At 32.3% G+C, this 26,703-nt stretch carries 27 protein-coding genes; 14 read left to right on the forward strand and 13 right to left on the reverse strand.

What is annotated here, in order from left to right; genetic code table 11:
- Positions 1–312 precede the first annotated feature (312 nt).
- The 8 genes from cyoE (at position 313) to WBQ70_RS05785 (ending at position 5,659) form a co-directional block, all read left to right on the forward strand.
- Positions 313–1,215, forward strand: coding sequence for a heme o synthase (gene cyoE, locus WBQ70_RS05750; protein ID WP_423911713.1), 903 nt, complete (start codon positions 313–315; stop codon positions 1,213–1,215).
- 2 nt (positions 1,216–1,217) lie between these two features.
- Positions 1,218–1,805 carry a cytochrome c oxidase subunit 3 gene (locus WBQ70_RS05755; protein ID WP_423911594.1) on the forward strand — a complete coding sequence of 196 codons (588 nt, stop codon included), beginning with the start codon at positions 1,218–1,220 and terminating at the stop codon, positions 1,803–1,805.
- A 42-nt stretch (positions 1,806–1,847) separates the two neighbouring features.
- On the forward strand, positions 1,848–2,879 hold the full coding sequence (locus WBQ70_RS05760; protein WP_423911596.1) for a cytochrome c oxidase subunit 3: 1,032 nt from the start codon (positions 1,848–1,850) through the stop codon (positions 2,877–2,879).
- Between the two features lie 19 nt (positions 2,880–2,898).
- A complete protein-coding gene (locus WBQ70_RS05765; protein ID WP_423911599.1) occupies positions 2,899–3,249 on the forward strand; it encodes a cytochrome C oxidase subunit IV family protein in 351 nt (116 codons plus the stop codon).
- 269 nt (positions 3,250–3,518) lie between these two features.
- On the forward strand, positions 3,519–4,160 hold the full coding sequence (locus WBQ70_RS05770) for a hypothetical protein (RefSeq protein ID WP_423911601.1): 642 nt from the start codon (positions 3,519–3,521) through the stop codon (positions 4,158–4,160).
- A gap of 9 nt (positions 4,161–4,169) precedes the next feature.
- On the forward strand, positions 4,170–4,856 hold the full coding sequence (locus tag WBQ70_RS05775; RefSeq protein ID WP_423911603.1) for an SCO family protein: 687 nt from the start codon (positions 4,170–4,172) through the stop codon (positions 4,854–4,856).
- A 10-nt stretch (positions 4,857–4,866) separates the two neighbouring features.
- Positions 4,867–5,409, forward strand: a complete 543-nt coding sequence (locus tag WBQ70_RS05780) for a DUF420 domain-containing protein (protein WP_423911605.1) — start codon at positions 4,867–4,869, stop codon at positions 5,407–5,409.
- Between the two features lie 43 nt (positions 5,410–5,452).
- Positions 5,453–5,659: a hypothetical protein gene (locus tag WBQ70_RS05785; protein WP_423911607.1), complete on the forward strand. Its 207-nt coding sequence runs from the start codon at positions 5,453–5,455 to the stop codon at positions 5,657–5,659.
- A 10-nt stretch (positions 5,660–5,669) separates the two neighbouring features.
- Here the strand turns inward: WBQ70_RS05785 and WBQ70_RS05790 are convergent, their stop codons facing one another.
- Positions 5,670–7,082, reverse strand: a complete 1,413-nt coding sequence (locus tag WBQ70_RS05790) for a DUF4403 family protein (protein WP_423911610.1) — start codon at positions 7,080–7,082, stop codon at positions 5,670–5,672.
- Between the two features lie 616 nt (positions 7,083–7,698).
- Between WBQ70_RS05790 and WBQ70_RS05795 the strand changes: the two genes are divergently transcribed.
- From WBQ70_RS05795 to tsaB, 3 genes are read left to right on the forward strand one after another with little or no spacing between them, the layout of a single operon-like run.
- Positions 7,699–9,072: a TolC family protein gene (locus WBQ70_RS05795; protein WP_423911612.1), complete on the forward strand. Its 1,374-nt coding sequence runs from the start codon at positions 7,699–7,701 to the stop codon at positions 9,070–9,072.
- A 3-nt stretch (positions 9,073–9,075) separates the two neighbouring features.
- Complete coding sequence (locus tag WBQ70_RS05800; protein WP_423911615.1) at positions 9,076–10,365, forward strand: efflux RND transporter periplasmic adaptor subunit; 1,290 nt, start codon at positions 9,076–9,078, stop codon at positions 10,363–10,365.
- Between the two features lie 35 nt (positions 10,366–10,400).
- Positions 10,401–11,075 (forward strand): tRNA (adenosine(37)-N6)-threonylcarbamoyltransferase complex dimerization subunit type 1 TsaB, encoded by a 675-nt coding sequence (tsaB, locus tag WBQ70_RS05805; protein WP_423911618.1) that lies wholly within the window; start codon positions 10,401–10,403, stop codon positions 11,073–11,075.
- Here the strand turns inward: tsaB and WBQ70_RS05810 are convergent.
- Together WBQ70_RS05810 and WBQ70_RS05815 are read right to left on the reverse strand one after the other, a co-directional pair.
- Entirely contained in the window at positions 11,070–11,900 is an 831-nt protein-coding gene (locus WBQ70_RS05810) for a mechanosensitive ion channel family protein (protein ID WP_423911620.1), read from the reverse strand. The two genes, tsaB and WBQ70_RS05810, sit on opposite strands and share 6 nt — an antisense overlap.
- A 112-nt stretch (positions 11,901–12,012) precedes the next feature.
- On the reverse strand, positions 12,013–12,906 hold the full coding sequence (locus WBQ70_RS05815) for a NifU family protein (protein WP_423911623.1): 894 nt from the start codon (positions 12,904–12,906) through the stop codon (positions 12,013–12,015).
- Positions 12,907–13,058: 152 nt separating this feature from the next.
- Between WBQ70_RS05815 and WBQ70_RS05820 the strand changes: the two genes are divergently transcribed.
- From WBQ70_RS05820 to WBQ70_RS05830, 3 genes are all read left to right on the forward strand, one after another.
- Positions 13,059–14,036, forward strand: a complete 978-nt coding sequence (locus WBQ70_RS05820; RefSeq protein ID WP_423911626.1) for a PorP/SprF family type IX secretion system membrane protein — start codon at positions 13,059–13,061, stop codon at positions 14,034–14,036.
- Between the two features lie 14 nt (positions 14,037–14,050).
- Positions 14,051–14,566 (forward strand): gamma carbonic anhydrase family protein, encoded by a 516-nt coding sequence (locus WBQ70_RS05825; RefSeq protein ID WP_423911629.1) that lies wholly within the window; start codon positions 14,051–14,053, stop codon positions 14,564–14,566.
- 225 nt (positions 14,567–14,791) lie between these two features.
- Complete coding sequence (locus WBQ70_RS05830; RefSeq protein ID WP_423911632.1) at positions 14,792–15,475, forward strand: DedA family protein; 684 nt, start codon at positions 14,792–14,794, stop codon at positions 15,473–15,475.
- 331 nt (positions 15,476–15,806) lie between these two features.
- Here WBQ70_RS05830 and WBQ70_RS05835 read toward each other — a convergent pair whose 3' ends face one another.
- From WBQ70_RS05835 to miaB, 10 genes are all read right to left on the reverse strand, one after another.
- Entirely contained in the window at positions 15,807–18,176 is a 2,370-nt protein-coding gene (locus WBQ70_RS05835) for a hypothetical protein (RefSeq protein WP_423911635.1), read from the reverse strand.
- A gap of 238 nt (positions 18,177–18,414) precedes the next feature.
- Complete coding sequence (groL, locus tag WBQ70_RS05840; protein ID WP_423911638.1) at positions 18,415–20,043, reverse strand: chaperonin GroEL; 1,629 nt, start codon at positions 20,041–20,043, stop codon at positions 18,415–18,417.
- 149 nt (positions 20,044–20,192) lie between these two features.
- Entirely contained in the window at positions 20,193–20,468 is a 276-nt protein-coding gene (locus tag WBQ70_RS05845; RefSeq protein ID WP_423911639.1) for a co-chaperone GroES, read from the reverse strand.
- Between the two features lie 146 nt (positions 20,469–20,614).
- Positions 20,615–20,935: a preprotein translocase subunit SecG gene (gene secG, locus WBQ70_RS05850; RefSeq protein ID WP_423911642.1), complete on the reverse strand. Its 321-nt coding sequence runs from the start codon at positions 20,933–20,935 to the stop codon at positions 20,615–20,617.
- A gap of 7 nt (positions 20,936–20,942) precedes the next feature.
- Positions 20,943–21,761, reverse strand: a complete 819-nt coding sequence (locus WBQ70_RS05855) for a tetratricopeptide repeat protein (protein WP_423911645.1) — start codon at positions 21,759–21,761, stop codon at positions 20,943–20,945.
- Positions 21,762–21,804: 43 nt separating this feature from the next.
- Positions 21,805–22,308, reverse strand: coding sequence for an LptE family protein (locus tag WBQ70_RS05860; protein ID WP_423911648.1), 504 nt, complete (start codon positions 22,306–22,308; stop codon positions 21,805–21,807).
- Positions 22,309–22,437: 129 nt separating this feature from the next.
- Positions 22,438–23,694, reverse strand: coding sequence for a sigma-54 interaction domain-containing protein (locus WBQ70_RS05865; protein ID WP_423911651.1), 1,257 nt, complete (start codon positions 23,692–23,694; stop codon positions 22,438–22,440).
- A gap of 84 nt (positions 23,695–23,778) precedes the next feature.
- Positions 23,779–23,925: a hypothetical protein gene (locus WBQ70_RS05870; RefSeq protein ID WP_423911654.1), complete on the reverse strand. Its 147-nt coding sequence runs from the start codon at positions 23,923–23,925 to the stop codon at positions 23,779–23,781.
- 35 nt (positions 23,926–23,960) lie between these two features.
- Positions 23,961–24,995 carry a hypothetical protein gene (locus WBQ70_RS05875; RefSeq protein ID WP_423911656.1) on the reverse strand — a complete coding sequence of 345 codons (1,035 nt, stop codon included), beginning with the start codon at positions 24,993–24,995 and terminating at the stop codon, positions 23,961–23,963.
- Between the two features lie 26 nt (positions 24,996–25,021).
- Positions 25,022–26,467: a tRNA (N6-isopentenyl adenosine(37)-C2)-methylthiotransferase MiaB gene (gene miaB / locus WBQ70_RS05880; protein ID WP_423911659.1), complete on the reverse strand. Its 1,446-nt coding sequence runs from the start codon at positions 26,465–26,467 to the stop codon at positions 25,022–25,024.
- Between the last annotated feature and the right edge of the window lie 236 nt (positions 26,468–26,703).

Below are 26,703 nucleotides of genomic sequence, written 5' to 3' on the forward strand. Positions count from 1 at the left end.
GGAGGGGGCGTAGCGTTTGCAACGCGGTTTAATATGAGAATTAACGTCATTAATAAAATAAATCCCCTAGCCCAGATTACAGCGGCATCCTTTTTATTTTTTCTTTAAAAAAATAAAAAGATAGAGCGGAAAGCTGGAAATAGCTCCAAGAAAAACAATAACTCATTCTTATTTCTCGCTAACTTTTGTGTTTGCTTCCACTAAGTAATTATTAGTTTTTATTTTAAAATCATTTTTATGAATAGTTTTTTGCCAAATCCCTTTTGTTAAGTTACTTTTGCATCAGTTTTATAAAACTTAATGAAAACGGCATTGAATACGGCTACAAATACATTTTCCCTTAAAACGGTTTTCACGGATTTTAAAGAAATCACTAAAGCAGGTTTAGCTATTAGTGTTTTGTTTTCTTCGATTGCGGGATACCTATTGGGATTCAGTGAGGAGCATCCTTTTCAATGGTCGGTTTTGATCATGCTTTGCATTGGTGGGTATTGTATGGTTGGGGCTTCAAATGCTTATAATCAGGTTATTGAGAAAGACTTGGATAAATTGATGGATCGAACTAAAAATCGTCCAGTTCCTTCGGGAAGAATGTCTTCGAGAAATGCTTTGATTTTAGCCAGTTTGCTTACTTTGATAGGATTGTCATTATTGTATATGATTAATCCCAAGTCGGCTATGTTTGGTGCGATTTCGATTTTTCTATACACAAGTGTTTATACGCCTTTGAAAACAGTGACTTCGTTGTCGGTTTTTGTGGGTGCTTTTCCAGGAGCGATTCCTTTTATGTTAGGATGGGTGGCTGCTACGGGAGATTTTGGAATTGAAGCGGGAACGTTGTTCTTAATTCAGTTTTTCTGGCAGTTTCCTCATTTTTGGGCTATTGGTTGGTTTTTGTATGAGGATTATGAAAAGGCGGGTATTTTTATGTTGCCTACTGGAAAAAAAGATAGAGGAACAGCTATGCAAGTTATCTTGTATACCGTTTGGTTGATTATAGCTTCTTTGTTGCCATCACTGGGATATACAGGGCAACTTTATATAGGTACAATTGCTTCAGTTTTAGTGTTTTTATTAGGATTGTGGATGTTGTATTATGCTGTTAATTTGTATAAATTGAGAACAGCTAAAGCGGCAAGAACATTGATGTTAGTTAGTGTTTCTTATATTTCATTATTACAGTTAGTGTATATATTAGATAAATTTTTAAGATAATTATGAGTATGACAATGAGTGTTAGTGAACACCAAGAAAGAACGGCAAGATCATATAAGATGATTTTGTTATTTGCTATTATTAGTATGGTAATGATGTTTGCGGGACTTACAAGTGCGTTCATCGTTAGTAAGTCAAGAGTAGATTGGTTGAAGGATTTTAGCTTCCCTTCGGCTTTTTTTGGAAGTACAGCTGTAATTATAGCTTGTAGTGTGGCAATTCATTTGGCTAAAAAGGCGATCCAAAAGGATAATCGTCAGCAAACAACAGTTTTTTTATTAGCGACATTGGTGTTAGGGTTACTGTTTGTTGCTTTGCAATTTACTGGGTTTTCTCAGTTGATTGCTATGGGGTACTATCCTACAGGAGCATCGAGTGTTATTACTACAACTTTTATGTATGTAATCGCTTTTGTGCATCTATTGCACCTTGCTGGAGGGTTAATTTCATTACTAATTGTAATTTATAATCATTTTAAACAAAAGTACAATTCAACTCAAACTCTTGGTATAGAACTAGCTGCAATCTATTGGCATTTTCTAGATTTATTATGGGTGTGTTTATTTGTATTTTTATATTTCTTTAAATAAGAAAAAAACGTAAATTTGGAAACTTTTTAACGAATAACTTTTATGGGAGCGACAGTTACTACTGCAAATAGTCAAGACAAAACATGGGGAGGCGGAGCTAACGAGCCAATGGGAGCGAGTTATGGTAAATTAATGATGTGGTTTTTTATCCTATCAGATGCCTTAACATTCTCTGGATTTTTAGGAGCCTACGGTTTTTCTAGATTTAAATTTATTGAAACTTGGCCATTGGCCGATGAAGTGTTTACACACTTTCCATTTATGCATGGGGTATCTGCTCCAATGTATTATGTAGCATTAATGACTTTTATTTTGATTTTTTCATCTGTAACAATGGTTTTGGCTGTTGATGCAGGGCATCAATTAAAGAAAAATAAAGTTGCTGTTTACATGTTTTTAACCATCATTGGAGGTTTTATCTTCGTTGGCTCTCAAGCTTGGGAATGGAAAAATTTTATTAAAGGTGAATATGGTGCAATCGAAACGCATGGTGGTAGCTTATTACAATTTGTTGACAAGGAAGGGAAGCGGGTAGCTTTGGCTGATTTTGCAGCAACTTTGCCTGAAACGAGAGAGCGTCATGCATCAAATAATGGAGCTTGGTTTGTGAGTGAACCAGATTTACCTTCTTACTCAGTTGAAGAAATTCAAGCAGGTTTCAAAGCACATCCTGATTTGTTGATTAGAACGGAAGTAATTTATGAAGCTGATGCCGCTTCTGCTGCAGATCCTAAAATCAATCACGATTTAACTAAGATAAAACATAAAACAGTATTGACAAGAGCTGAGTCTGAAGTGAGATTAGATCAAGCACAATATGTTGTTGAAGGAGCTAGTTTAATCAGAAATGAGTACGGTAGTAAATTATTTGCTGATTTCTTCTTCTTTATTACTGGTTTCCACGGTTTCCACGTATTTTCAGGAGTAATTATCAATATTATTATTTTCTTTAATGTTTTAATAGGAACTTACGAAAAACGTAAAAGCTACGAAATGGTTGAAAAAGTGGGGTTATACTGGCACTTTGTAGATTTAGTTTGGGTCTTCGTATTTACAGTTTTCTATCTAGTTTAATTTTTTTAAAAGTATTATTATGTCAGACGCACATGAATCTAATATAGGTCTTATCTGGAAAGTATTCGGGATATTATCTGCGGTAACGATTGTAGAAGTAATCTTAGGTATTTATAAGCCAGAATCTTTACACTTGAATCATTTTTTAGGAATGAATTTGTTGAACTGGATTTTTTATATTTTAACCATATTTAAGGCTTATTATATTGTATGGTCTTTTATGCACATGGGTGGAGAGAAGAAAAGTTTACAATGGGCAGTTGTGTCGCCATTGATTTTCTTAGTTTTATATTTGTTATTTATCCTTTTAACAGAAGGTGATTATATTTATGGGGTTTTTAAAGATTCAACAATTAAGTGGAATTTTTAACACTATATTAATTCAAACTAAAGGTATTCGTTTTTCGGATACCTTTTTTTTTGTTTACTTTTGCCAAAGAAAAGCTTGAGCTAAAAGAAATATCCGGAAATTCGCAGATTTTTTCTTTAATACTTATGTTTTGTAATTGTAGAGTAAATTTGCGCTATTAATGTTTTAAGTGGCAGTATTTGCCTTTTATTTTTATTATAAAAATTAGCGAATCTGCGGTTGAATAATTATGCGTTTATCTGTCCTTGTTAGCTATTAATTTTTTTATAATGAAAAAAAATATTGTTCTTTTTGTCCTTTTTGTTTTGCCCATTGTTGCTTATTTGTTCTTTGCTTCAGGGGTCAATAGTTTTACAAAACTACCTGTGATTTCAAATAAAATTCCTGATTTTGGACCATGGGAGTCACTTCGAGGAGAGAAAGTAAGTTTGGATAAGAAAATTACAATTCTAGGTTTTGGTGGTGCGGAAATTTTGAAAAACCGCGGTAACCTGTTTAACTTAAATGAAAAAATTTATCAACGTTATCATACTTTTAATGATTTACAATTCGTAATGGTTTGTCCACTTGGTACCGAAGAAGATATTAAGCACATTTTAGATGCCTTAGACGAATTTACAGATGTTTCAAATTGGCATTTTGTATTCACTTCGCCTGAAAATATAAATAATTATTATAGTCAACTAGGTTTAAAAGGTACTCTTGATGCTCATTCAGGGACTCCAAATGTTTTTATCGTGGATAAAGAAAGAAATATCAGAGGCCGAAATGGTACCGATGATTATAAAGAAAGTTACAATACTTTTCATCCAGCTGATTTGAGTAATGAAATGCTTGACGATTTCAAAATTTTACTTTACGAATATCGTGCAGCACTTAAGAAGAATAATAACGCTTCCAAGCAACTTTAATTTATTACTATGTTTAAAAATAAATCCTATATAGGAATTTCATTTATCATTTTAATTTTCGGTATTTATGCTGTTCCTAAAATTATAGAAAGACTTCAATCAGGCCATGTCATCAAAGGGAATAGATTAGATAATGTTAATTCTGGTTCTAATACAGGGGATAAATTAGTTGAAATTGGTTCTGCTCCAAAGTTTGAGTTGGTAAATCAAAATAATGTCAAGATCAGTGATAAAAATTATTTAGGGAAAGTGTATGTTTTAGAGTTTTTCTTTACAACTTGTCCTTCGATTTGTCCAAAGATGAATCAAAGTATGTTAATTCTTCAAGATAAGTTTTTTGGGAATCCTAATTTTGGAATCGCTTCAATAACGATTGATCCAGTACATGATACTTCCGAAGTTTTGAAATCACATGCTGAATTACTAGGGGTTAAATCATCCAATTGGCATTTTTTAACAGGGGACAAGTCACTGATTATGAATTTAGCTAATAAAGGTTTTAATCTCTATGCTGCCGAAAATGAGAAAGTAGCTGGAGGTTTTGAACATTCTGGGCTTTTTGCTTTGATTGACAAAAAAGGAAATATCCGTTGTCGTAAAGATGAATTTGGTAATCCAATTTTATATTATGATGGATTAGAAAAAACTGGAGTAAGAGACATACAGCAAGATATTAGCATATTATTAGCAGAATAAAGTATTTGAAATGAAAAATCAAGATTTAGAACAAAAGTATAATAAGTGGATTGTTACTTTATCAGTTGCTATTCCATTAGTGGTGGCTTTACTTTTTGGAGTGAATTTAAGAAAGTTAGGCTACGATGTAGAACCGTTGTCTTTTCTGCCACCTATATATGCAACTGTAAACGGAATTACAGCAGTTGTTTTAGTTCTTGCTGTAATGGCTATTAAAAAAGGAAATCGTCGTTTACATGAGAATTTAATGAAAACGGCTATTGGCTGTTCGATTGCTTTTCTAGGAATGTATGTTGCCTATCATATGACTTCTGACTCTACTAAATTTGGTGGAGAGGGGATGATTAAATATGTATATTATTTTATTTTAATAACGCACATTATCCTATCTATTGTTATTATTCCTTTAGTCTTGATTACTTATGTTAGAGCATTGGCTCAGGTTTTTGATAAACATAAAAAGATAGCTAAAATTACTTTTCCTATTTGGTTGTATGTAGCAGTAACAGGTGTGATTGTTTATTTAATGATATCTCCTTATTATGTTAACTAAAGTTAGAAGTCAGAAGTTAAAAGTTAGAAGTGAAAATAGTAAAGTGAAAATTCTATTTTCTATTTTCTTTTTTTTGTTTATTGAGATTTCATCTTATGCGCAATGTGCAATGTGTAGAGCTGCATTAGGGGGTGACGCTAATAACGCTCAAGCCGAAGCTGTAAATGACGGAATAGTGTACTTAATGGCTATTCCTTATTTATTAGTAGCTGGAATTGGTTATGCTGTTTATAGAATGAGAAAGAAATAAAAAGTAATTTTTATTTTAAACCATCAATGTGAATGTTAATAGCCCCATTGATTTTTATGAATGCAAGTATAGCATTGTTGGTTAACTGCATTTTTTGGAATTGAATATCTTCCATTTTTCCATTCACATAAACTCCTGTCATTGGGGAGTAATTATTAAGATAGCTCATTATAGATTTTTTGCCTTCCTCTAAATTTGGTTTTATAGAGTAGCGACAACTTTCTTGGATTTTTCTCAAAATAATACCTTGAGCTAGCCAATTTGCAGTTCTCATTACTTTACTTTTAGTGTCTAGAACATAATCTAAATTGTCAAAGTATATTTCTTTTTTCTCTTCATTGTATTTAGGTAGTCCTGCTAAATAGATTGAGCCATTTACTGACCCTAAAACATCTAATGCAATGATCATTTTGCCGTTTTTATGCCAAATGTTCACTTCTTTGACTTTTATTTTTTTACTTCCAGATCCAAATTCTTGTCCTGAAAAATTTTTAGTTATTATTTTGGATGCATCATAATAGCTTGAAATAGCAATGATATTGGCTGTGATTTGATTCGGAATTTTGGTAACTGCTTTTAAGATTATTTTTGAACCATCAAATTTTGTCTCTGGTTTTGAACCAATAAGTGTTTCTATATGGCATTTTAATCCCATATCTAATATGAAGGAATCATTTTTTAATTTGCTGTCACTAGCATAAATTTCGATAGGGTTGATTCTTGACCAGGTTTCATAAGCTTCATTTATTTGAAATGGTTCGCTAATTTTCTGTAAAGCAGAAATAATATTTGGTTTAAAATCCATTGATTTTTCAATTGCCTCGTCTATTTTATTTTCAATTTTTGTTTTGAATAATTTTATAGTTGGATTAATGAGGTAATTAATGGGTATGTTTTTGCCAAAAACACTCATAGTTGGATTTTCGTTCCAATCTAGAGATTTTATTTCGGTTTTTGTTTTTAGTTTCCAGTTAGTAAGTGCTACGGTACTGGATAAAGTGATTTTTCCATTTAAGTTGAATTCTCGTATATTGTACATTTCTACACCTACTTTTTTAGTACCTAGTCGGTATTTTACTTGAAGTTTTAAAGGGATTACAGTTGTTATTGTGTTTGTCGTTGATGCAGTATTTTCGTTTCGGATGCTTATAGGCGCTTGTTTCCATATTTTTATTTGCAAGTCATCGTCTTCAATAGAGTTGTCTTCGTAGATTAGCCCATTTAGGTAGTTGTTGACACTGTTTTCAATATCTTTTAATTTGACATTAATAGGCATGTTTATAAAAGATGGGGTGTTTTCGTAGACGATGGGACTGGCATCATCTGGCTCAGGTTTTAATGCATTTATTTTGTTAGTTGTACTACAGGATACTATTAATATTGAGGTAACGATAAAGAGTAGTATATAATTGAATGATTGCATTTTTTATGATTTAAGGTATCAAAATTAGCTATTATAACAGTATATTTTAGTTTTTATTTGATACTTTTTTATTTTACATCTAGCCGTTTGGGATTTTGTTTATTCTGTGATGAGTAAATCAATTTTCTTTCTAAATAGTATTTGATGTTTCTTGTTATTTATGTTAATTAAGCAAGGTTAATATGGTAGTAGCGTAAATACAATGTTTTTCATCTACGTTAATTGTTTTTAATCGATTGTTTTTAAATATCACTAAAACTGGGTATTGTAGTTGTGTAAACGAATGCTAATCTTTGTTGAAAAAAACTTCGTTTTGCCTGCTGTTTTGATTGAAAAAAATGAATAAATTGTAGGTATAATAGAAAGGTTTATCTGTTGGTTAAACTTTACCATATTTTTAAAACCATTTTGAATTAGTAAGCTTGAAATATCTTTTGACTTTTTAGTAAGGATTTTGATATTTTGTTGGTTTTAGACTTCCGTTTAGTTTTCTAAACGGAAGTTTTTTTTAGTTTTCATCTTGTGTTATGTTCATTTTTGTATGAAGATTAGTTCTAGATCTTACAAATAATTAAATTTGTTAAGTATCTTTGAGCTACTTCGATTTAATAAAAGCATGAAAAAAAAATTTTTATCCATTTCGTTTTTACTTTTTGCATTTCACCTTACGTTAAATGCCCAATCTAAAAAATGGTCTTTAGGAGACTGTGTGAGTTATGCTTTAGAGAATAATATTTCTATTCAACAAACAGCATTAGATAATCAAACAGCTTCAATAGATAAAAAGCAAACATTTGGAAGTTTTTTGCCCTCTTTAAATGCTGCAGCATCTCATTCTTGGAACATAGGTTTGAATCAAGACATTACCACTGGAATTTTACAAAATAAAACAACTCAGTTTACTTCTGTGAGCGGATCTGTTGGTATTGACATATATAAAGGTTTGCAAAATCAAAACAACCTTAGAAAAGCGAATCTTTCCATTATAGCAGCACAGTATCAGTTAGTCAAAATGAAAGAAGATATTGGGCTTAATGTTGCCAATGGATATTTGCAGGTTCTTTTTAATATAGAAAATCTAAAAGTTCAAAAAGAACAATTAAGGATTGATGAAGAACAATTGTTACGTACTCAAGAATTAGTAAAAGCAGGTACACTTCCTCGTGGTGATTTGCTGGATAGTAAAGCTACCATAGCGTCGGATAAACAAAAAATAGTCAATGCCGAAAATTCACTTTTAATCTCGAAATTAAGCTTAACGCAATTATTACAATTAAAAGATTTTGTAAATTTTGAAGTAGTTGAAGAAAATACTCTTAAAACAGAGAATAGTATTTTGATAAATACCCCAGCAGTAATACTTGAAGTTGCGAAAGAGCAAAGAACGGAGTTGAAAATTGCTCAGACTAATTTGGCTATAGCCGAAAAAAACTTGGTTATTGCTAAAGGAGGTTTTCAGCCCACATTAAAAGGTTTTTATAATTTTAATACAAGAATTTCATATGCTGATATTGCATTAAGAGATGTTAATGGTGCTGTCATCGGAGTTCAAGGTGCACCTCCTTTTTTTGATCAATTTAATGATAATAAAGGTCAGTCTTTTGGAGCGCAATTAAATGTGCCTATTTTTAATGGCTTTTCTGTTCGAAGTAATGTAGAGCGTTCTAAAGTGAGTCTGGAAAAATCTAAAATTGCCTTAGAGCAACAAAATTTAGATTTAGAACGTAATGTGTATACCGCATTTACAGATGCTAAAGGAGCTTTGCAGTCTTATGAATCAGCATTAGAGGTGTTTCAAGCAAGAAAAGAATCCTTTCGCTATGCGCAAGAGAAATTTGAAGTAGGTTTGATGAATTCCTTTGAATTAAGTCAGTCACAAAATTTATTTACCAATGCTCAGTCAGAAGTATTGAGAACTAAATACGATTATATTTTTAAAACTAAAATATTGGAATTCTATTTTGGAATCCCCATTGTAAAAAAAGAATAAATCATGTCAAAAAAAACAGTATACTATTTTTTAGTCATTGCAGTTGTTGTTATTGGTGTTTTGTTATTTCTTGTTAAAAAAGGAATAATAGGAAACAAAGATAATGGAAAAGAGGTAGAAATTATAACGGTTAGTCATAATACAATTGTTGAAAAAGTAGCAGCGACTGGCAAAATTCAGCCCGAAATCGAAGTGAAAATTGCTTCCATGGTTTCAGGTGAAATTATTGATTTGCTTGTTAAAGAAGGACAATTAGTAAAGAAAGGTGAGTTGTTAGTTAAAATTAATCCCGACTTATACACTTCAAGTTTAAATAGAACCAAAGCAGGACTTTCTTCATCAAAATCAAGTTTGTCACAAACTGATGCTCAGTTTAAAGAGTCAAAATTGAGTTATGAGCGTAATAAAACTTTATTTGAAAAAGGAATTATTTCCAAAGCGGATTGGGACAAGTCTGTTGCTACTTATGAAGTAGCAAAGGCGACTAAGCAAGCCGCTTATTTTAATGTACAAAGTGCTTTAGCGTCCGTAAACGAGGCTCAGGATAATTTAGGTCGTACTTTGATTTATGCGCCTGCTACAGGAACGATTTCGATGCTGAATGTAGAATTAGGCGAGAGAGTGTTAGGAACGCAACAAATGGCTGGAACGGAGCTTTTGCGTGTGGCTAATTTGAATAATATGGAAGTTGAAGTGGATGTTAATGAAAATGATATAGTCAAAATAAAGGAAGGCGACGATGCAACGATTGAGGTTGATGCTTATTTGAAAAAGAAATTTAAAGGGGTGGTTACTAGTATTTCTAATTCAGCAAGTAGTACTTTGTCAGCCGATCAAGTAACTAATTTTAAAGTCAAAGTTCGAATTGTAAAAGAGTCGTACCAAGATTTATTAGTAGGAAAATCAGCAACCTATTCCCCTTTTAGACCTGGAATGACAGCTACTGTAGATATTGTAACCAAAACGAAATCGAACGTATTGAATGTACCGATTAGTTCCATCGTAGTAAAATCAGATACCACTTCTACGAAAGTTTTAGAAAAAGAATCGGTGCCTTCTAACGATGAAAAAGTAGTAAAAAAAGATAGAAAATTAGAATGTGTTTTTGTGAAAACGGGTGATAAAGCCAAAATTCGAATTGTGAAAACAGGGATTCAAGATGATTCCAATATAGAAATACTTAGTGGATTAAAAAAAGGAGAGGTAGTTATTACGGGGCCTTATAATACAGTTACTAAGGACTTGAATTCCGGAGATAAAGTGTTGATGAAGAAAAAGAATGAGGCTAAATAAGATTATATTTGCCGTCTTGTTTAAAAAAAAGAAGAATGAGTTATATTCTAAATATTGAAACTGCTACTAAAAATTGTTCTGTAGCTCTTAGTAAAGAAGGGAAAACAATAGTATGTTTTGAAACGGCCGAGGAAGGTTATTCTCATGCCGAGAAATTACATGTTTTTATAGAACAAAGTATTAAAGAAGCTGGAATTGATTACAAAGATTTATCTGCTGTTGCCGTGAGTCAAGGGCCTGGTTCTTATACGGGACTTCGTATTGGAGTTTCTGCAGCTAAGGGACTCTGTTATGCCTTGGGTATTCCTTTAATAGCAATTGATACGTTGCAGTCATTAGCGTCACAAGTAGGTGTTAAAGATGGCTTAATTGTCCCAATGCTTGACGCCCGACGAATGGAAGTGTATAATGCCATTTTTACTTCCAACTTAGAATATATTAGAGCTACTCAAGCAGAGATAATTACGGAGGAATCTTTCAGTGCAATCCATGAGAAAATATATTTCGTGGGCGATGGTACTCAAAAATGTATGACTGTTTTAAAAAAGGATAACTTCATTTTTATAGAGGGTGTGATTTTTCCTTCAGCAAAAGAAATGTGTGTTTTGAGTTATCAAAAATATTCTCATAACGACATTGTTGATGTGGCATATTTTGAACCTTTTTATCTGAAAGATTTTATGGTTACTTTGCCTAAATCTAAATTATGATTTAGCTGCGGCTGACATTTCTCTGATAAAAGGTTGAAATGGAATTCCAGCATTATCTAAAGCAGTTTTGCAGTTTTCTAGAGTTTGAGTGAAGACAATTCCATAATCCTCATTTTTAGCCCAGGGTCTTACAGCTAGTTCAAGGGCGCTATCTGTTAAGTTTTTTACAAATACTTCGGGCTTAGGGTTTTGAAGAACATTAGGGTTGTTGTTTAATAAATCCAGAATAATATCTTTTGCTTTTTTTACATCTGCATTATAGGAAATCGAAAAAGTCAAATCTGCTCTTCGGTAGCCTAGCATGGAGTAGTTTATGATAATTCCATTTGATAAAATGCTATTGGGTATAAAAACCACTTGGTTATTGGCGGTGATGAGTTTGGTTACAAAAATCTGAATTTCGGTTACAGTTGCAATAGTTCCTTGTGCTTCAATCAAGTCACCATCTTTAAAAGGTTTAAATACAATAATCAACATCCCGCCAGCAAAATTAGATAGAGAACCTTGGAGTGAAAGTCCTACAGCAAGTCCCATTGCTCCAAGAATAGCAACAAAAGATGAGGTTTCAATTCCTAGTTTTGAAATAAAGGTTACAAATAGTAAAATACGCAATGCCCAAAGGATAATGTCTGATGTAAATTGAGTTAAAGTTATATCTAGATTCCTTTTCAGCATTATTTTTTTGACTAATCTGTTGAGGAATCGAATGACATATAAACCAATAAAAAGAATTAGAAATGCAGATATTAGTTTGGGGGAATAGGCAATTATTTCGTTGATTATGTTGGTGCTATAATTGGCGATGTAGTTTGGATCTAAATTCATTTTTTTTGCTAATAAAAAACCTTCTGCAAGAGAAGGTTTTGAGTTTGTATTACAAAAGTAATAATTCGTTTCTTTAATTGTCATTATTAAAACCTAAAATAAGCTTTCGGATTTAAACAGACTCTACGTTTATTTTTTCGTCATTTAGCATGCTTCTTAGCATGTTTTCGATTCCACTTTTTAAAGTAAATGTAGATGAAGGACATCCGTTACAAGCGCCTTGCATAATTACTTTTACGGTTCTTGTAGTTTCGTCATAAGAATCAAAAGCAATGTTTCCGCCATCAGCAGCAACAGCTGGTTTTACAAATTCTTCTAAGATGTTGATTATTTTTTGAGAAGTTTCATCCAATGAGTCAAAGTTAGCTTCTTTAGTAGCTTCGTCTTTTATTGTATTTGGTATGAAGGTTTCATCCAACACGGTGCCTCCGTTTTCAATGTATTCTTTGATGAAAGTTCTTAGTTCTAAAGTGATCTCGTCCCAACCAATAAAGTCATATTTGGTAACGGAAATATAATTTTCATCGATAAAAACTTCTTTTACATAAGCATATTTGAATAGTTCGTTGGCTAGTGGTGAAGCTTCTGTTTGATCGATGTTTTTAAATTCAACCGCATTTTTAGTCAGCATTCTACTAACTACAAATTTTAATGCGGCAGGATTAGGGGTTGATTCTCCATAGACTGTAATAGGTTGTTTTTTAGGCTTGTTTTCTTCTACATTGATGACAGCACCGCCATTTGTAATAAACTTCTCTATTTGTTCAGCTACTGCTTCTTTAACATCTTCCCATTCTACAATGCTAAATTTTTCTATAGCAATAAAATTACCTGAGATGTATACTGTCTTTACAAATGGAAGGTAAAACAATTGCTGTGCTAGTGGAGATGCTTTAGCTTCATCAATATTTTTGAATTCAAAACTTTCATTTTTAGTAATGAAATTTTCAAACTCAAATTTTAATATAGTTGGATTTTGTGTTTCTTTGATAAGAACTTTTGTCATGATTATTAAATTTTTACAAATTTACTAAAGTTATTTTCTATGTTTAACTATATTTGGGAAATTAATAGATAAATTAACTTTTTTTGTTGTTTCATTATCTTTATCATTTTTTGTGTATTTCAAAGTAGTCATTTTTTTAAAAAATAGTATCAATGTTTCTAAAATTTAAATTTGTTTTTGTTTTATTGTTAATGTCAACTTATACTTTTTCGCAAGAAGGAATTGCGGTATATTCGGACTATTTAGCGGATAATTATTATTTAATCCATCCCTCAATGGCTGGAGCTTCTAATTGTGCAAAAGTGAGATTAACTGCGAGGAAGCAGTGGTTTGGTCAAAATGATGCTCCAGAACTTCAAACATTAAGTTTTAATGGGAGGATTACTGATAAAGCAGGAGCTGGAATTATAGTGTATAATGATAAAAACGGGTATCATTCTCAAAAAGGAATTAAATTGAGTTATGCTTATCATTTAATGTTTTCAAGAGATCGAGTGGATTTGAATCAATTATCTTTCGGGATAAGTGCAGGTTTAGTGCAAAGTCAGTTGGATGAAACTTCTTTCAGGAATTCATCTAACTTTGATCCAATTGTCAATGGCACTATCGTGCAAAAAGATTCGTATACTAATTTTGACGCTGGAGTTTCTTACAATTATTTAGATTTTTATGCTCATGCAACGATTAAAAACCTTATTGAAACAAGAAGAGATATTTATACGGAATTTGAAAGTGATAATCTTAGGAAATACCTTCTTAGTGCAGGTTATGTTTTTGGAAATAAAGATGGCGTTTTATGGGAACCTTCAGCTTTGCTACAGTATACAGAAAAAACCAAAGAAAAATCATTTGATGTAAATATGAAAGCATATAAAAATATGGATTTTGGAACTATTTGGGGTGGACTATCTTACCGTAGGAGTATTGATGCACTTTCTTCTTCTCAACATCTTCAATATATTACGCCAATAGTAGGTGTTAATTATAAAGATTTTATGTTTGCTTATACATATTCGAATCTTACTGGAGCAACTAATTTTGATAATGGAGGGTATCATCAAATTACTTTAGGTATTAACTTATTTTGCAAACGTGAGCGGTACGATTGTAATTGTCCAGCGATTAATTAAACTTATTTTTTGTTATGTTGATTAAAACGGTTAAAGGTAAAACACCACAAATACCAGAAGATTGTTATGTAGCTGAAAATGCAACTATTGTTGGTGATGTTACTTTTGGCGCCTCTTGTAGCGTTTGGTTCAATGCCGTCATTAGAGGTGATGTTAATTTTATTTCTATAGGGAACAAAGTAAATATCCAAGATGGTGTAGTTGTTCATTGTACCTATGAAAAACATCCAACAATTATAGGGAATAATGTCTCCATTGGTCATAATGCTATTGTGCACGGTTGTACAATTCAAAATAATGTATTAATAGGAATGGGTGCCATTGTAATGGATAATTGCATTGTTGAAAGTAATTCCATAATTGCTGCAGGTGCAGTTGTGACTCAAAATACTATTGTAGGTTCGGGTTCGATTTGGGCGGGTGTTCCTGCTAAAAAAGTAAAAGACATAAACGAATCTGATTTTGCTGGTGAAATAGAACGTGTTTCTAATAATTATGTTTTGTATTCGAGCTGGTTTAGAGAGGACTAACTGTTTGTTCAACTTCTTAATTTGAAGTTTGGAAGAGTTATTTAATCATATTCTATCATTCATTCATAGTTGTTTTCTTTTGCATTATCTTGTTTGTTGTAAGCTTGGTGTGTTAGTGCAAGCTTGTTAATCCGTTAATAAAATTTTAAAACTCCATAATATATTGTTGTTAAGTTAAATTATACTTACTTTCACGCCAAATACATTAGCCTTAAATAATCTACAATGAATAGTTTTGATTGGAAAAATTTAATAGACCCTCTTTTTTATATCCATTTTGATGTAAACGGAATAAAAATGGGTATTTACATAGTGTTGTTTATCGTCTTCGCTGAAACAGGTCTTTTTGCTGGTTTCTTTTTGCCTGGTGATAGTTTGCTTTTTCTTGCTGGAATATACAATCGAGAATTGATAGAAAATATATTTTTTATTAAAAGTGATTTTGTAAATGTTTTTCTATTATCAACCTTTGTTGCATTGGCTGGGATTCTAGGAAATGTAATTGGATACTGGTTTGGAGCTAAAAGCGGATATTATTTGTATAACAAAGAAGATAGTTTTTGGTTTAAAAAGAAATATTTAATTCAGTCTAAAGATTTTTTTGAAAGACATGGCGGGCGAGCGATTATATTTGCACGTTTTTTACCTATTTTTAGGACTTTTGCTCCTATTGTAGCTGGTATTGTTACAATGGAGAAGAGAAAGTTTATGTTCTTTAATGTAGTGAGTTCTTTTCTTTGGTCTTTTACATTGATTTTTTCAGGGCATTATTTGTATGGTTTCTTATTAGAACATTATCAAATAGATTTAAAAAAACATATAGAAGTAATTGTAATAGTACTTGTATTATTAACCTTGTCTCCAGTATTATTAAAATTAACTAAAAAATCCACTTCTACGGAAGAATAAAAACACATTATATAAAAGAATATAGAAGCTGGCTCAAAATATAATTTTGAGTCAGCTTTTTTGATTTAAGTTTTTTGTTTTATTCAAAAGGTAAATTTTTAAGTATTCATTCTCTTTCTTAATTTGTAGACAAAGTTTTTTTTAAGCTAAGCTCTAATTATGTTTTTTATCTTTATGAAAAGAGAAATTGCTCATAGTTCATAAATCCCTACAGAGTTTTGCTAATGTAGGTCTTATATTGATAGGGCGCTATTTGTTTTCTTGAAATAACGATGTAAAAAAAGGTAATGATCTTTATAAATCACTACCTTTTTTATTTTAAAATTCTGGTTTATTCTTGAATTGGCACTTTTACAAACTCTGAAATTAATTTGCCATCTTCTGAGAATCCTTCTATTAAGACTTGGATTTCTCTTTGAGCGGCTTTTGGAAATTTAAGTTCATAAGTAGAACTGTCTTTTATCATTATGGTTGGAGTCCAGTTGAGGGTTCCGAAATGAAAGAATTCTTTTTGAGTTTCGAATGTGGCATTTTTAAAATTAATATTCTTAGTAAAACCAGTAGTTACTATTAATGAGGTGTATTTTGCTCTAAAATAATCATTCTTTTTATTGGCACCTTGTTTGAGAAATATTTTGATGCTGCCTTCTGCACTTGCGGAGGTGTCAGATGATCCTGTTTTGTCAATGTAAATTTCATCTACATCCGTTAAGTCTAAGCTGTATAAGAGGTTGAAGTCAAAAACTAATATATTGTCTAAATAAACTGCGGGTGGATTGTCACTAAATGAACCTCGAGTATTTCGTATATAGGCTGTATTTTCTTCGGGGTCTATTCCTGTTCTATAACCATTTCTACCAATGAAATCAAGTACGTTTCCAAATTCAGAATCATCAATTTTGAATGCTGTTGCATTAATACCCATATCATTTTTATGGTTGAAAACTTCTTTTTTGAATGTGTTTTTAATAGTTACTCCTTCTAAGTTTATTATATCTTCATCAAAAATAGATTTTGTAAACGTAAAATTATTTTCAGATTTTTTTTCTATTGGACATGGATTTTTTTCAAATCGAAGAGGTAGCATAAACTGACTCTCATTTGGTTTAACCCTAGCTTCCATTTTAGTGTATTTAACAACACTTTTTTCGTTAATCATCTGCAAAAGAAAAACGGTAGAATCCTGAGCAAAAAAGTTATCAAACTTAAATTCACCATTAGGCTCAATATTAGATTCTTCAAAAACATTGTCTTTTAAAGAAATAAGAGAAATTTTATATTTAGATTTTGAGTTTATTTCTTTTTCAACTTTACCGCTAATCGTAACTCCTTTGTTAAAGCTGAAATTTATATTAGGAATTTTATTTTTGATGTTGTTCCAAACAAATTTATTTTGGATTTGGTTGATCATTAATGCTTCCATATCTTGTTTTCGATTCTCATTTTTTGGGTCGAAATAGGTGTAATTATCTTCTTCAGGTTTTTCTAAATAGGCATTAAGATTAAAGGTTCCTTGAATTGTTTTTTTATGTGTGACACAATTATTAGTTTCAGGAAGTATACTAATACTTATGTTAGCTTGTTTTGCATCTGTTTTTCCTAATAAAATAATACTGTCATTAGCAATAGTTTTTGCTTCAAAACTAGTAGTCGTTTTTTCTGTATTATAATGATAAATGAGTCTTTGTGTAACTTCATTCAGATTTTCGTCAATTAATCGGATGCTGTTTACTCCATTAGCCAGGTATTTTTTGTCAAACAATAAAACATGTTCAGGTTCATCGTTATTGAATGTAAATTCTTTTTGGATTGATTGAGCGTCTTGGTGAATCAGGATAATATATTTTTTATTTTTATAAAGTTCTAGTCCTTTTTCATTTGTTTTTATAGCTACCGCAAGAATGTTTTTAGGTAAGTTGTTGTTGTAACTTATTGTGATTCCTGTTTCCTTTGAAATAGGTAAAGGTTGGGAGATATTTAGCTTGTCGGTTTTTATTTTTAAGCTATAGGTTTCGTTTTTATCTGGAATTAAATAAAATATACCATTCCCCATTTTATTAGTACTAAAATGAGAGATTTCATTTGATTTGGAATCTAAAATAACACCATCTTTTACTTCAATCCCTTTTTGATTACAGTCTACAATCTTTACCCCAATAGTATTGTTTATTTCATTAATAATACTGCCACCTTCTGGAAAAAAAGCAACGGTAGTTGTTTTCCAGTTCGGTTCATTAGATGGCATATTGTATGGTTCGTCTTTATTAATGATTTCAACTGCTTGTGTGAAAGAGTCATCTTCATTAAAATTGTTCATCCAATTGGTGTAAAAATGGAAGTGGTATTTTCCTGACTTGAATTTATTACTTAAATGAATTCCTCCTGCAAAAGTACCTTTGGTTGTAAAGAGTAATTGTTTTATTACAATTTGATCTTGTTCGTCATATATGACTAATTGTACATTCGTTGTATTAGGATTTGGGATATTGTTATTTTTGCTTAAGACGTATCCTTTAAAAGCAATATCTTCATTGGTTACATAAATGTCTTTGTTAAACTGTACGTGAATGTTTTCTCGGTCATACTTGAAATAGGTTTCAATGATGTTTTTAATTTTTTCTGGATTATTTGGGGGTGTTTTAATTTGAGAGTATGATTGTGAAAATAACAATAAACATAAGAATGTAATACTTAATTTCATATGATATAGAAGGATATAGTTTATAATGGCGAAATATAGGATTTTAAAGTAAATTTAAATGGATTTTAATAGCTGTCTTGTTAAAACAATCTTAATATTATTATTAATAACTGAAAGATTGATACACTAAGATATTAAATATGAAGAAAGGTTTAAGTATAAATTTATTATTTTTTAGGTCAAAAAAAATCCGTTCAAAAATGAACGGATTTTAATGTGATTCTATTTTTAAAAAATATTACATCATACCTGGCATACCGCCACCATGAGCATGACCCGATGGGCCTTCTTCTTTAATGTCAATCAATGCACATTCTGTTGTTAAAATCATACCTGAAACTGAAGCTGCGTTTTCAAGGGCAACACGAGTTACTTTTTTAGGGTCAATGATTCCTGCTTTCAACATATCTACGTATTCATTTGTTTTAGCGTTGTATCCAAAATCCCCTGATCCTTCAGCAACTTTAGCTACTACTACAGAACCTTCAAGACCTGCATTCTCAACAATAGTTCTCAACGGAGATTCAATTGCACGAGATATGATTTGGATTCCAGTAGCTTCATCAGCGTTTTCTGCTTTAAGTCCTGACAAGGCAGCTTTTGCTCTTAATAGAGCAACACCTCCACCCGCAACAATACCTTCCTCTACGGCAGCTCGAGTAGCGTGTAAGGCATCGTCAACACGGTCTTTTTTCTCTTTCATTTCTACTTCTGATGCAGCACCTACATAAAGTACAGCAACACCACCAGCTAATTTAGCCAAACGCTCTTGTAGTTTTTCTTTGTCATAATCAGAGGTAGTTACTTCCATTTGACCTTTGATTTGGTTAACACGATTTTTAATAAGTTCAGCCTCACCAGCACCGCTTACAATAGTTGTGTTGTCTTTATCAATTGTTACTTTACTACAAGAACCTAACATTTCTAAAGTAGTGTTTTCTAAAGTATAGCCTCTTTCTTCAGATATAACTGTACCGCCTGTTAAGATGGCAATGTCTTCTAACATAGCTTTTCTTCTATCTCCAAAACCTGGTGCTTTTACAGCAGCAATTTTTAAGGCTCCACGTAATTTGTTTACTACTAATGTTGATAATGCTTCACCATCAACATCTTCAGCAATAATCAATAATGGTTTTCCTGATTGTGCAACTGGCTCAAGAACTGGTAACAATTCTTTTAATGAAGAAACTTTTTTGTCGTATAAAAGAATGTAAGGAGACTCTAGTTCTACTTCCATTTTTTCAGAATTAGTTACAAAATATGGAGAAAGATATCCTCTGTCAAATTGCATTCCTTCTACAACGTCTACAAAAGTATCCGTTCCTTTAGCCTCTTCTACAGTAATAACACCTTCTTTTCCCACTTTTGCGAAAGCAGCGGCGATTAATTCACCAATAACTTCATCGTTATTAGCAGAAATAGAAGCGATTTGTTTGATTTTATCAGAATCAGAACCTACTACTTTAGCTTGTTTTGCTAAGTCAGCAACAATAGCCTCAACAGCTTTGTCAATTCCTCTTTTTAAATCCATTGGGTTAGCTCCAGCAGCTACGTTCTTCAATCCTTCTTTAACGATAGATTGAGCTAAAACAGTTGCTGTTGTAGTTCCGTCACCTGCTAAATCATTCGTTTTAGAAGCAACTTCTTTAACCATTTGAGCTCCCATGTTTTCTAATGGGTCTTTCAATTCGATTTCTTTTGCAACCGAAACACCATCTTTAGTTACCGTTGGTCCACCAAATGATTTTCCAATAATTACGTTACGACCTTTTGGTCCTAAAGTTACTTTTACAGCATTTGCTAATGCATCCACACCACGTTTTAATCCGTCACGTGCTTCTATATCAAATTTTATATCTTTTGCCATTTTGTTTTTTTGTTTTCCCCACCCCGCCCTCCCGAAGGGGAGGGAGCCGAGATGGGTGTTGTTTGTGTTAATTTTATTGAATGGACAGGTTCCTGTCCAAACTTTTTTATTTAGTCTCCCTCCCCTTGGGGGAGGGCTGGGGAGGGGATTTAGATTATCGCAAGAATATCGTCTTCACGCATAATCAAGTAATCCGTGCCTTCTAATTTTAACTCTGTTCCAGCGTATTTTCCGTAAAGAACAGTGTCTCCTATTTTTACAGTCATTTGGTGATCTTTCGATCCATTTCCTACAGCGACAACTGTTCCTTTTTGCGGTTTTTCTTTGGCAGTATCTGGAATAAAAATTCCTGACGCAGTTTTAGTTTCAGCAGCTACTGGCTCAATAAGAACACGGTCCGAAAGTGGTTTAATATTTAATGCCATGATTTTTATTTATTTTAAAAGTTTAAAAATTATTTTGATTGCTTTTTAGTGTTCAGAAATTGTGCCACTCCATTAGAACTGACATTTTTTCTTAAAGAAAATGCCAGCTTTGACAGGCTGGCATTTTAATTTGAATATGTATATTATTATTTTGCAGGAGCAGGAGTTACTGGTGCATTCTGAAGTGGTGCAGCAGCTTCCGTGTTGTCAATGATTTTTGAATCTGTGTCGCTTAGACTTCCTGTGAAACTCAAACTTGATAATAGAATTAAAGCAATTAAAACAGTTGCTAATGTCCAAGTACTCTTGTCTAAAAAGTCTGTTGTTTTTTGTACTCCACCCATTTGAGTAGAACCACCTAATGTAGATGATAATCCACCACCTTTAGGGTTTTGAACCATAATTACTACGATCAATAAAAAGCAAACTATTGTGATTAAAACTAAAAAAATTGAAAATGTGCTCATTGTATATTTAATTATTTTGTTGTAAAATTTTAATATCCGAAATACGGTCTGCAAAGAAACTACTTTTTTCTGGATATTTCAAAATTAATATTTCATAAGCTTGAATTGCTTTTTGATATTTTTTTTGTTCCAAATAAACCCTAGCCAATGTTTCGGTCATTAAGTACGAATGATCCTCTTTATTAATGTCTATCTGTATGTTAGGTGTACTGCCACCTTTGACAGGAGAAATCTTTGGACTGGTTTCTATAAACTTATCTATTATAGCCGCTTTTTTCTTTTTTTCTTCGGTTATTTCTGGTGTTTCTGGTGTTGTTGGAGTTTTATTTTCTCTATCAATAGGTTGTATTGAAGAAAGTTGTAGCCATTCTTGAAAAGAGTGTTTCTCAGATTTAACAAATTCAAGCGGCGTTCCTAACGCTAATTTTTCTTCGGGTGTCGGAGGTTCGGATTCTTTTATAGAGTTTAAAAGGGAATCTTCTAATGTATTGGTTAGAGTCTTTTTCTCCGTTGAAACAATCTCACTATCGACTTTTGGGATGTTTAAAAGTTCATCTACTTTGTTAAACAATTCTTGCTCAATTACTGTAAATGAATCCGAAGTAATGAAGTCAAACAAAACGCTTCTGTCAGTCGTATGTGCTGCTGTTACTTTTAAAGCGTAATTGTACTTAAAGCTATTTTGATTATATAATCCTTTTAACCGAAGTGCTCTTGCACTTTGAAAATAAGGGAATTCATCTAATACATTTTGCAATATTAAAGTTTCCTTTTCAGCAATGGTATTGGGTTTGTTTAGTAAATAAGTATAGTCAGTTACGTTCATGAGTATTGTGCTCGTTTGTTTTATTAACAATTAGTAACGTTAATTACCACTTAGCTAATGATTCGTTGAAAATATCTTGTGTGATTCTTTCAAAAATATCTTTCAAAGCATTGCTTAATGTTGCTCCAGTGAGTTGTGTTGTTGCAGGATAATCAAAATAAAACTCAAAAGTTTTTTCGAAATCATCTTTTTCCGTTTTCTTGTTCCTGAAACGTACGTTTATTCTAATTTTTAAACGGTTTTGCGATGCTTGTTGATCAGCAGTGGCAGTCATAGGACTGATGCGGTAATCTACAATTTCACCTTCATAAGTAAGATCAGCTCCGTTTTTTACTAGTGTTAAGTTGGTTTGATTTTGAATTAAATCCTGTAAGGTTAATGTGAAAGTCCGGTCGATTCCAGGTTCAATTAAATCCGCATTGTTTTGGAAGAAATTTACTTGGAATGTTTTAGCATCTATTTTTCCTGTCCCAGTAAAGTTGTAAACTGAACAACTATTGAAGGTGAAAAGACAAATGATGGCTAGTATAGAATATATTTTTTTCATAAAATTTTTCATAAAATTTCGATATCCAAGTTTTTGAGATCGTATATTCTAAATCTCAAAATTCTGGTTTTTTTTAATTCTTCAAATATAGCAAATTGGAATTTGGATTTTTATAGCTTGATTTTGTTTTTATAAATCAAATTGTTTGATCTTTCGGTACAGTGTGCGTTCTGAAATTCCAAGTTCTTCGGCAGCTGCTTTTCGTTTTCCTTTGTTTTTTTCTAATGATTTTTTGATCATTTCAATTTCCTTCTGTTCTAATCGTAAAACCTCTTCCTCTTCAATGGTTTCAGCAAAAAGATAATTATCCTCTGGTTCTTGGTATTGGTTATCTGTGTTTTGAGATGGAATGATAGCAGTTCTTGGTTGTTCTTCAAAGTCGATTTCACTTTCGTTTTCGTTTGAGCCATATATTTTCTGTATCAAACTAGGATTAATGTCTTGCGTTTTGGCTGTCCCGTTTTTCATTAATTCTAAAGTCAACTTTTTCAAATCATTCAAGTCACTTTTCATGTCAAAAAGAACTTTGTATAAAATATCTCTTTCGGTACTAAAGTCGCTATCAGTTTTTTTATCATTAATGACTGATGGTAGATTGCTTCCCTCGGTTGGTAAATAGGATTGTAATGTTGAAGCGCTAATATCTCTATTCGTTTCTAAAACGGATATTTGTTCAGCAACATTTCGTAATTGACGAATGTTACCGCTCCATCGAAACTTTTGCAAGATTTCGACAGCATTATCATCTAGTTTCAAAGGAGGCATTTTGTATTTATGGGCAAAATCAGCTGCAAATTTTCTAAACAACAAGTGAATGTCATCTTTTCTATCTCTCAAAGGGGGCAATGTTATATCTACGGTACTTAAACGATAGTATAAATCTTCACGGAACTTTCCTTTTTGTATCGCATCAAACAAGTTAACATTCGTAGCTGCTACAATACGAACATCCGTTTTTTGAACTTGTGAGGAACCCACTTTTAAGAACTCTCCATTTTCAAGAATACGCAACAAACGCACTTGGGTAGTCAACGGTAATTCACCTACTTCATCTAAAAAGATGGTTCCGCCATTAGCCACTTCAAAATAACCTTCACGAGTACTAGTAGCACCTGTAAAGGCTCCTTTTTCGTGTCCAAAAAGTTCACTATCAATTGTTCCTTCGGGAATCGCACCACAGTTTACGGCGATGTATTTCCCGTGTTTACGATGCGAAAGGGAATGTATTATCTTAGGGATACTTTCTTTACCCACACCACTTTCTCCCACGACCAATACCGAGATGTCAGTAGGAGCTACCTGAATGGCTTTTTCTATGGCGCGATTGAGCTTCGGTTCATTACCGATAATCTCAAAGCGCTGTTTTATTGATTGTACTGATTCCATTAATTTTTTGTTTAAAGTTTTCTTAGTTTAAAGTTTCAAGTTCATTAAGAACGCTACTTTGAAAAACGATTAACTTTTGGGTATTTATTCTTTATTATGAGTCAAAGTATCTTTGACTGTATTTGTTTTTTCTACTTTTTGTTTAGGGAAAAACGTCCTCATAATGTAAAATGTCCCACCAAATGCAAGGATAAAAGTAGCTATGGTGATGAGTATTTGTCTCTTCGTCATTTTTATTTTTTTTTTAGCTAAATATTATAATGATGTTATTTAGCTCTATAATTATATTTTATAAATGAATACTCTTTATTGTCCGTAGTTGACCTTGTACTCATTCTTGTAGGTTTATTGTTGGTAGGATCGTATTCATAAATATTCGTATATTTTATAATAGGATTGCCAACTGGAGTAGTGGTCAACTCAAAATCATAAATAGTTTTCTTTAAGTTGTTATACCCAGTCCATAGCATGCGGTCTTGGTCACTTTTTATACTATAACTAAAAGGATATACATCAATTAAGGAATAGTTTAAATAGTGATTCATGTAAATTGGATAAATTGGATTCGGATTGGTGTCGTATTCAAAGTAAACAATTCCTGTATTGGTATAATTGGGGTCTGGGCTATCGGGAAGATCGTGAGTTGCTTTATCAGTTGCTTTAAATGTGATAAGATTTTTATTGGTGTCGTATTTTAAGGTTAAGTAACTTACTGTTCTTGAATAAGCAGGAGTTCTAGTGTTTTCTACGTAATTATGAATAATCGTAATAAGTCCTTTGTCATTTAATGTGTATTTTGTTATCGTTTTTGAAAACGGGTATAAATCATTTTTTAATGTTTTTAATATTGTGTTGCCATCATAAGTAATATCCCACTCCTGAGTTGTTATAGTAGTGCTATAAACACCATTAGTAAATGTATTTGTTTCGCCTTCTTGTTTAATTTTTTCTATTTGCCCTTTTGTATTGTAATAAAAATAATAATCTCTTTTAGCACCATTTGTATATGAAATAGAAGTCATTTTGTTAGCAGAGTCATACTTGAAATCCACATAAATTTGACCATCAGGAGAAACGATTTTTTGATATCTATTGCCATTGTCTTCAAAAAAATGTTCATATAGTCTGTTTCCATCACTAACAGTATAATAACTAACTAAGATGTCATTTGATTGATTCTCAGTAGTAGGTGTTTCAGTACTAGTTATCTCAGTTTTGGGTTCTTCTGTAGCAATTGCTTTCTCTGGAGTACATGAGAAATTTAAAATCAACAACGAAATCAATAATGTAATCTTTTTCATTTTTATGTAATTTATGTTAAATAAACTTAATTCATCTCACTATACCCCACAGCTTCTCCTTTCAAAGTTCCACTTGTACAGCTTATAATTTTTACATTAACAAAATCCCCAATCTTATACTCTTCCTTCGGGAAAACAACTGTAATACTTTGTGAATTTCTTCCTGAAAACTCTTCCTTAGATTTTTTAGAAACCTTTTCGATTAACACTTCTACTGTTTTACCAATAAATTCTTCGGATCTAAACCAAGCGTGTTTTTGTTGTAAGTCCACAATCTCTTGCAAGCGTCTTGCTTTAATTTCTTCAGGAACATCATCTTCCATTTTTCTTCCTGCCAACGTTCCTGGACGTTCTGAATAGGAATACATGTATCCAAAGTTGTATTTTACATATTCCATCAAGCTCATGGTGTCTTGATGATCTTCTTCCGTTTCTGTAGGGAAACCAGCAATCATATCTTGAGAAATAGCGGCTTCTGGAATAATGCTTCTGATTTTGTCAATCAAAGTCATGTATTCTTCGCGGGTGTGTAAACGATTCATTTCCTTTAAAATTCTGTTGCTTCCTGATTGTACTGGCAAGTGAATGTGTTTGCAAATATTAGAATGTTTAGCAATCACGTGTAACACACTTTCATGCATGTCTTGTGGGTTTGAAGTAGAAAAGCGAATACGCATTTTAGGAAAACCTACCGCCACCATTTCAAGCAATTGGTCAAAGTCAACAGCAGTCGCTTTTTGCATGTCCGAAGCATTGTCAAAATCCTTCTTCAATCCACCACCATACCATAGATAGCTGTCCACATTTTGTCCTAAAAGCGTAATTTCCTTAAACCCTTTGTCCCATAAATCCTGAATTTCACCTAAAATACTTTGCGGTTCTCTACTGCGTTCGCGACCTCTAGTAAAAGGCACTACACAAAAAGTACACATATTATCACAACCACGAGTGATTGAAACAAGCGCTGTAATTCCGTTACTCATCAAGCGAACAGGGGAGATGTCTCCGTATGTTTCTTCTTTAGATAAAATTACATTAATTGCATCACGACCTTCTTCGACTTCACTTAATAAGTTGGGTAAATCCTTGTATGCATCAGGACCTACAACTAGATCTACTATTTTTTCTTCATCAAGAAATTTTTCTTTCAATCGTTCCGCCATACAGCCCAGAACACCCACTTTCATCTTAGAGTTAATACGTTTTACCGCATTGTATTTCTCCAATCGCTTGCGAATTGTTTGCTCAGCTTTGTCACGAATCGAGCAAGTATTTACTAAAACCAAGTCGGCTTCTTCCAAAACCTGCGTCGTGTTGTATCCATTGCTCGACAAAATCGAAGCAACGATTTCACTATCCGAAAAGTTCATGGCGCAACCATAACTCTCAATAAATAGCTTTTTAGTATTCTCGGGTTTATTTTCTAGAACAAGGCTTTCACCTTGTTTGTTTTCATCGATAATTTTTTCCATAAGGCACTTTCAAACAGAGTGAATTTGTGAGCCGCAAAGGTATATTATTTTTAAGACATATGACAAGTTGTCAGCCTAAGAATTAACAAAAATTAAGGGTTTTAGTATTTATGGATATATAAATCCGAAATTGATAAGCTAGTTTTTATTTTTAGTCTTTAACACTAAATAAAATCCGTAATCCAGAATTAAAAACGATTAGGAGCAAATTCCAGCTTTTCGTTTCAAGTCCTCGG

Origin of the sequence: Flavobacterium sp., assembly GCF_049590715.1 — a bacterium.
Lineage (GTDB): Bacteria > Bacteroidota > Bacteroidia > Flavobacteriales > Flavobacteriaceae > Flavobacterium.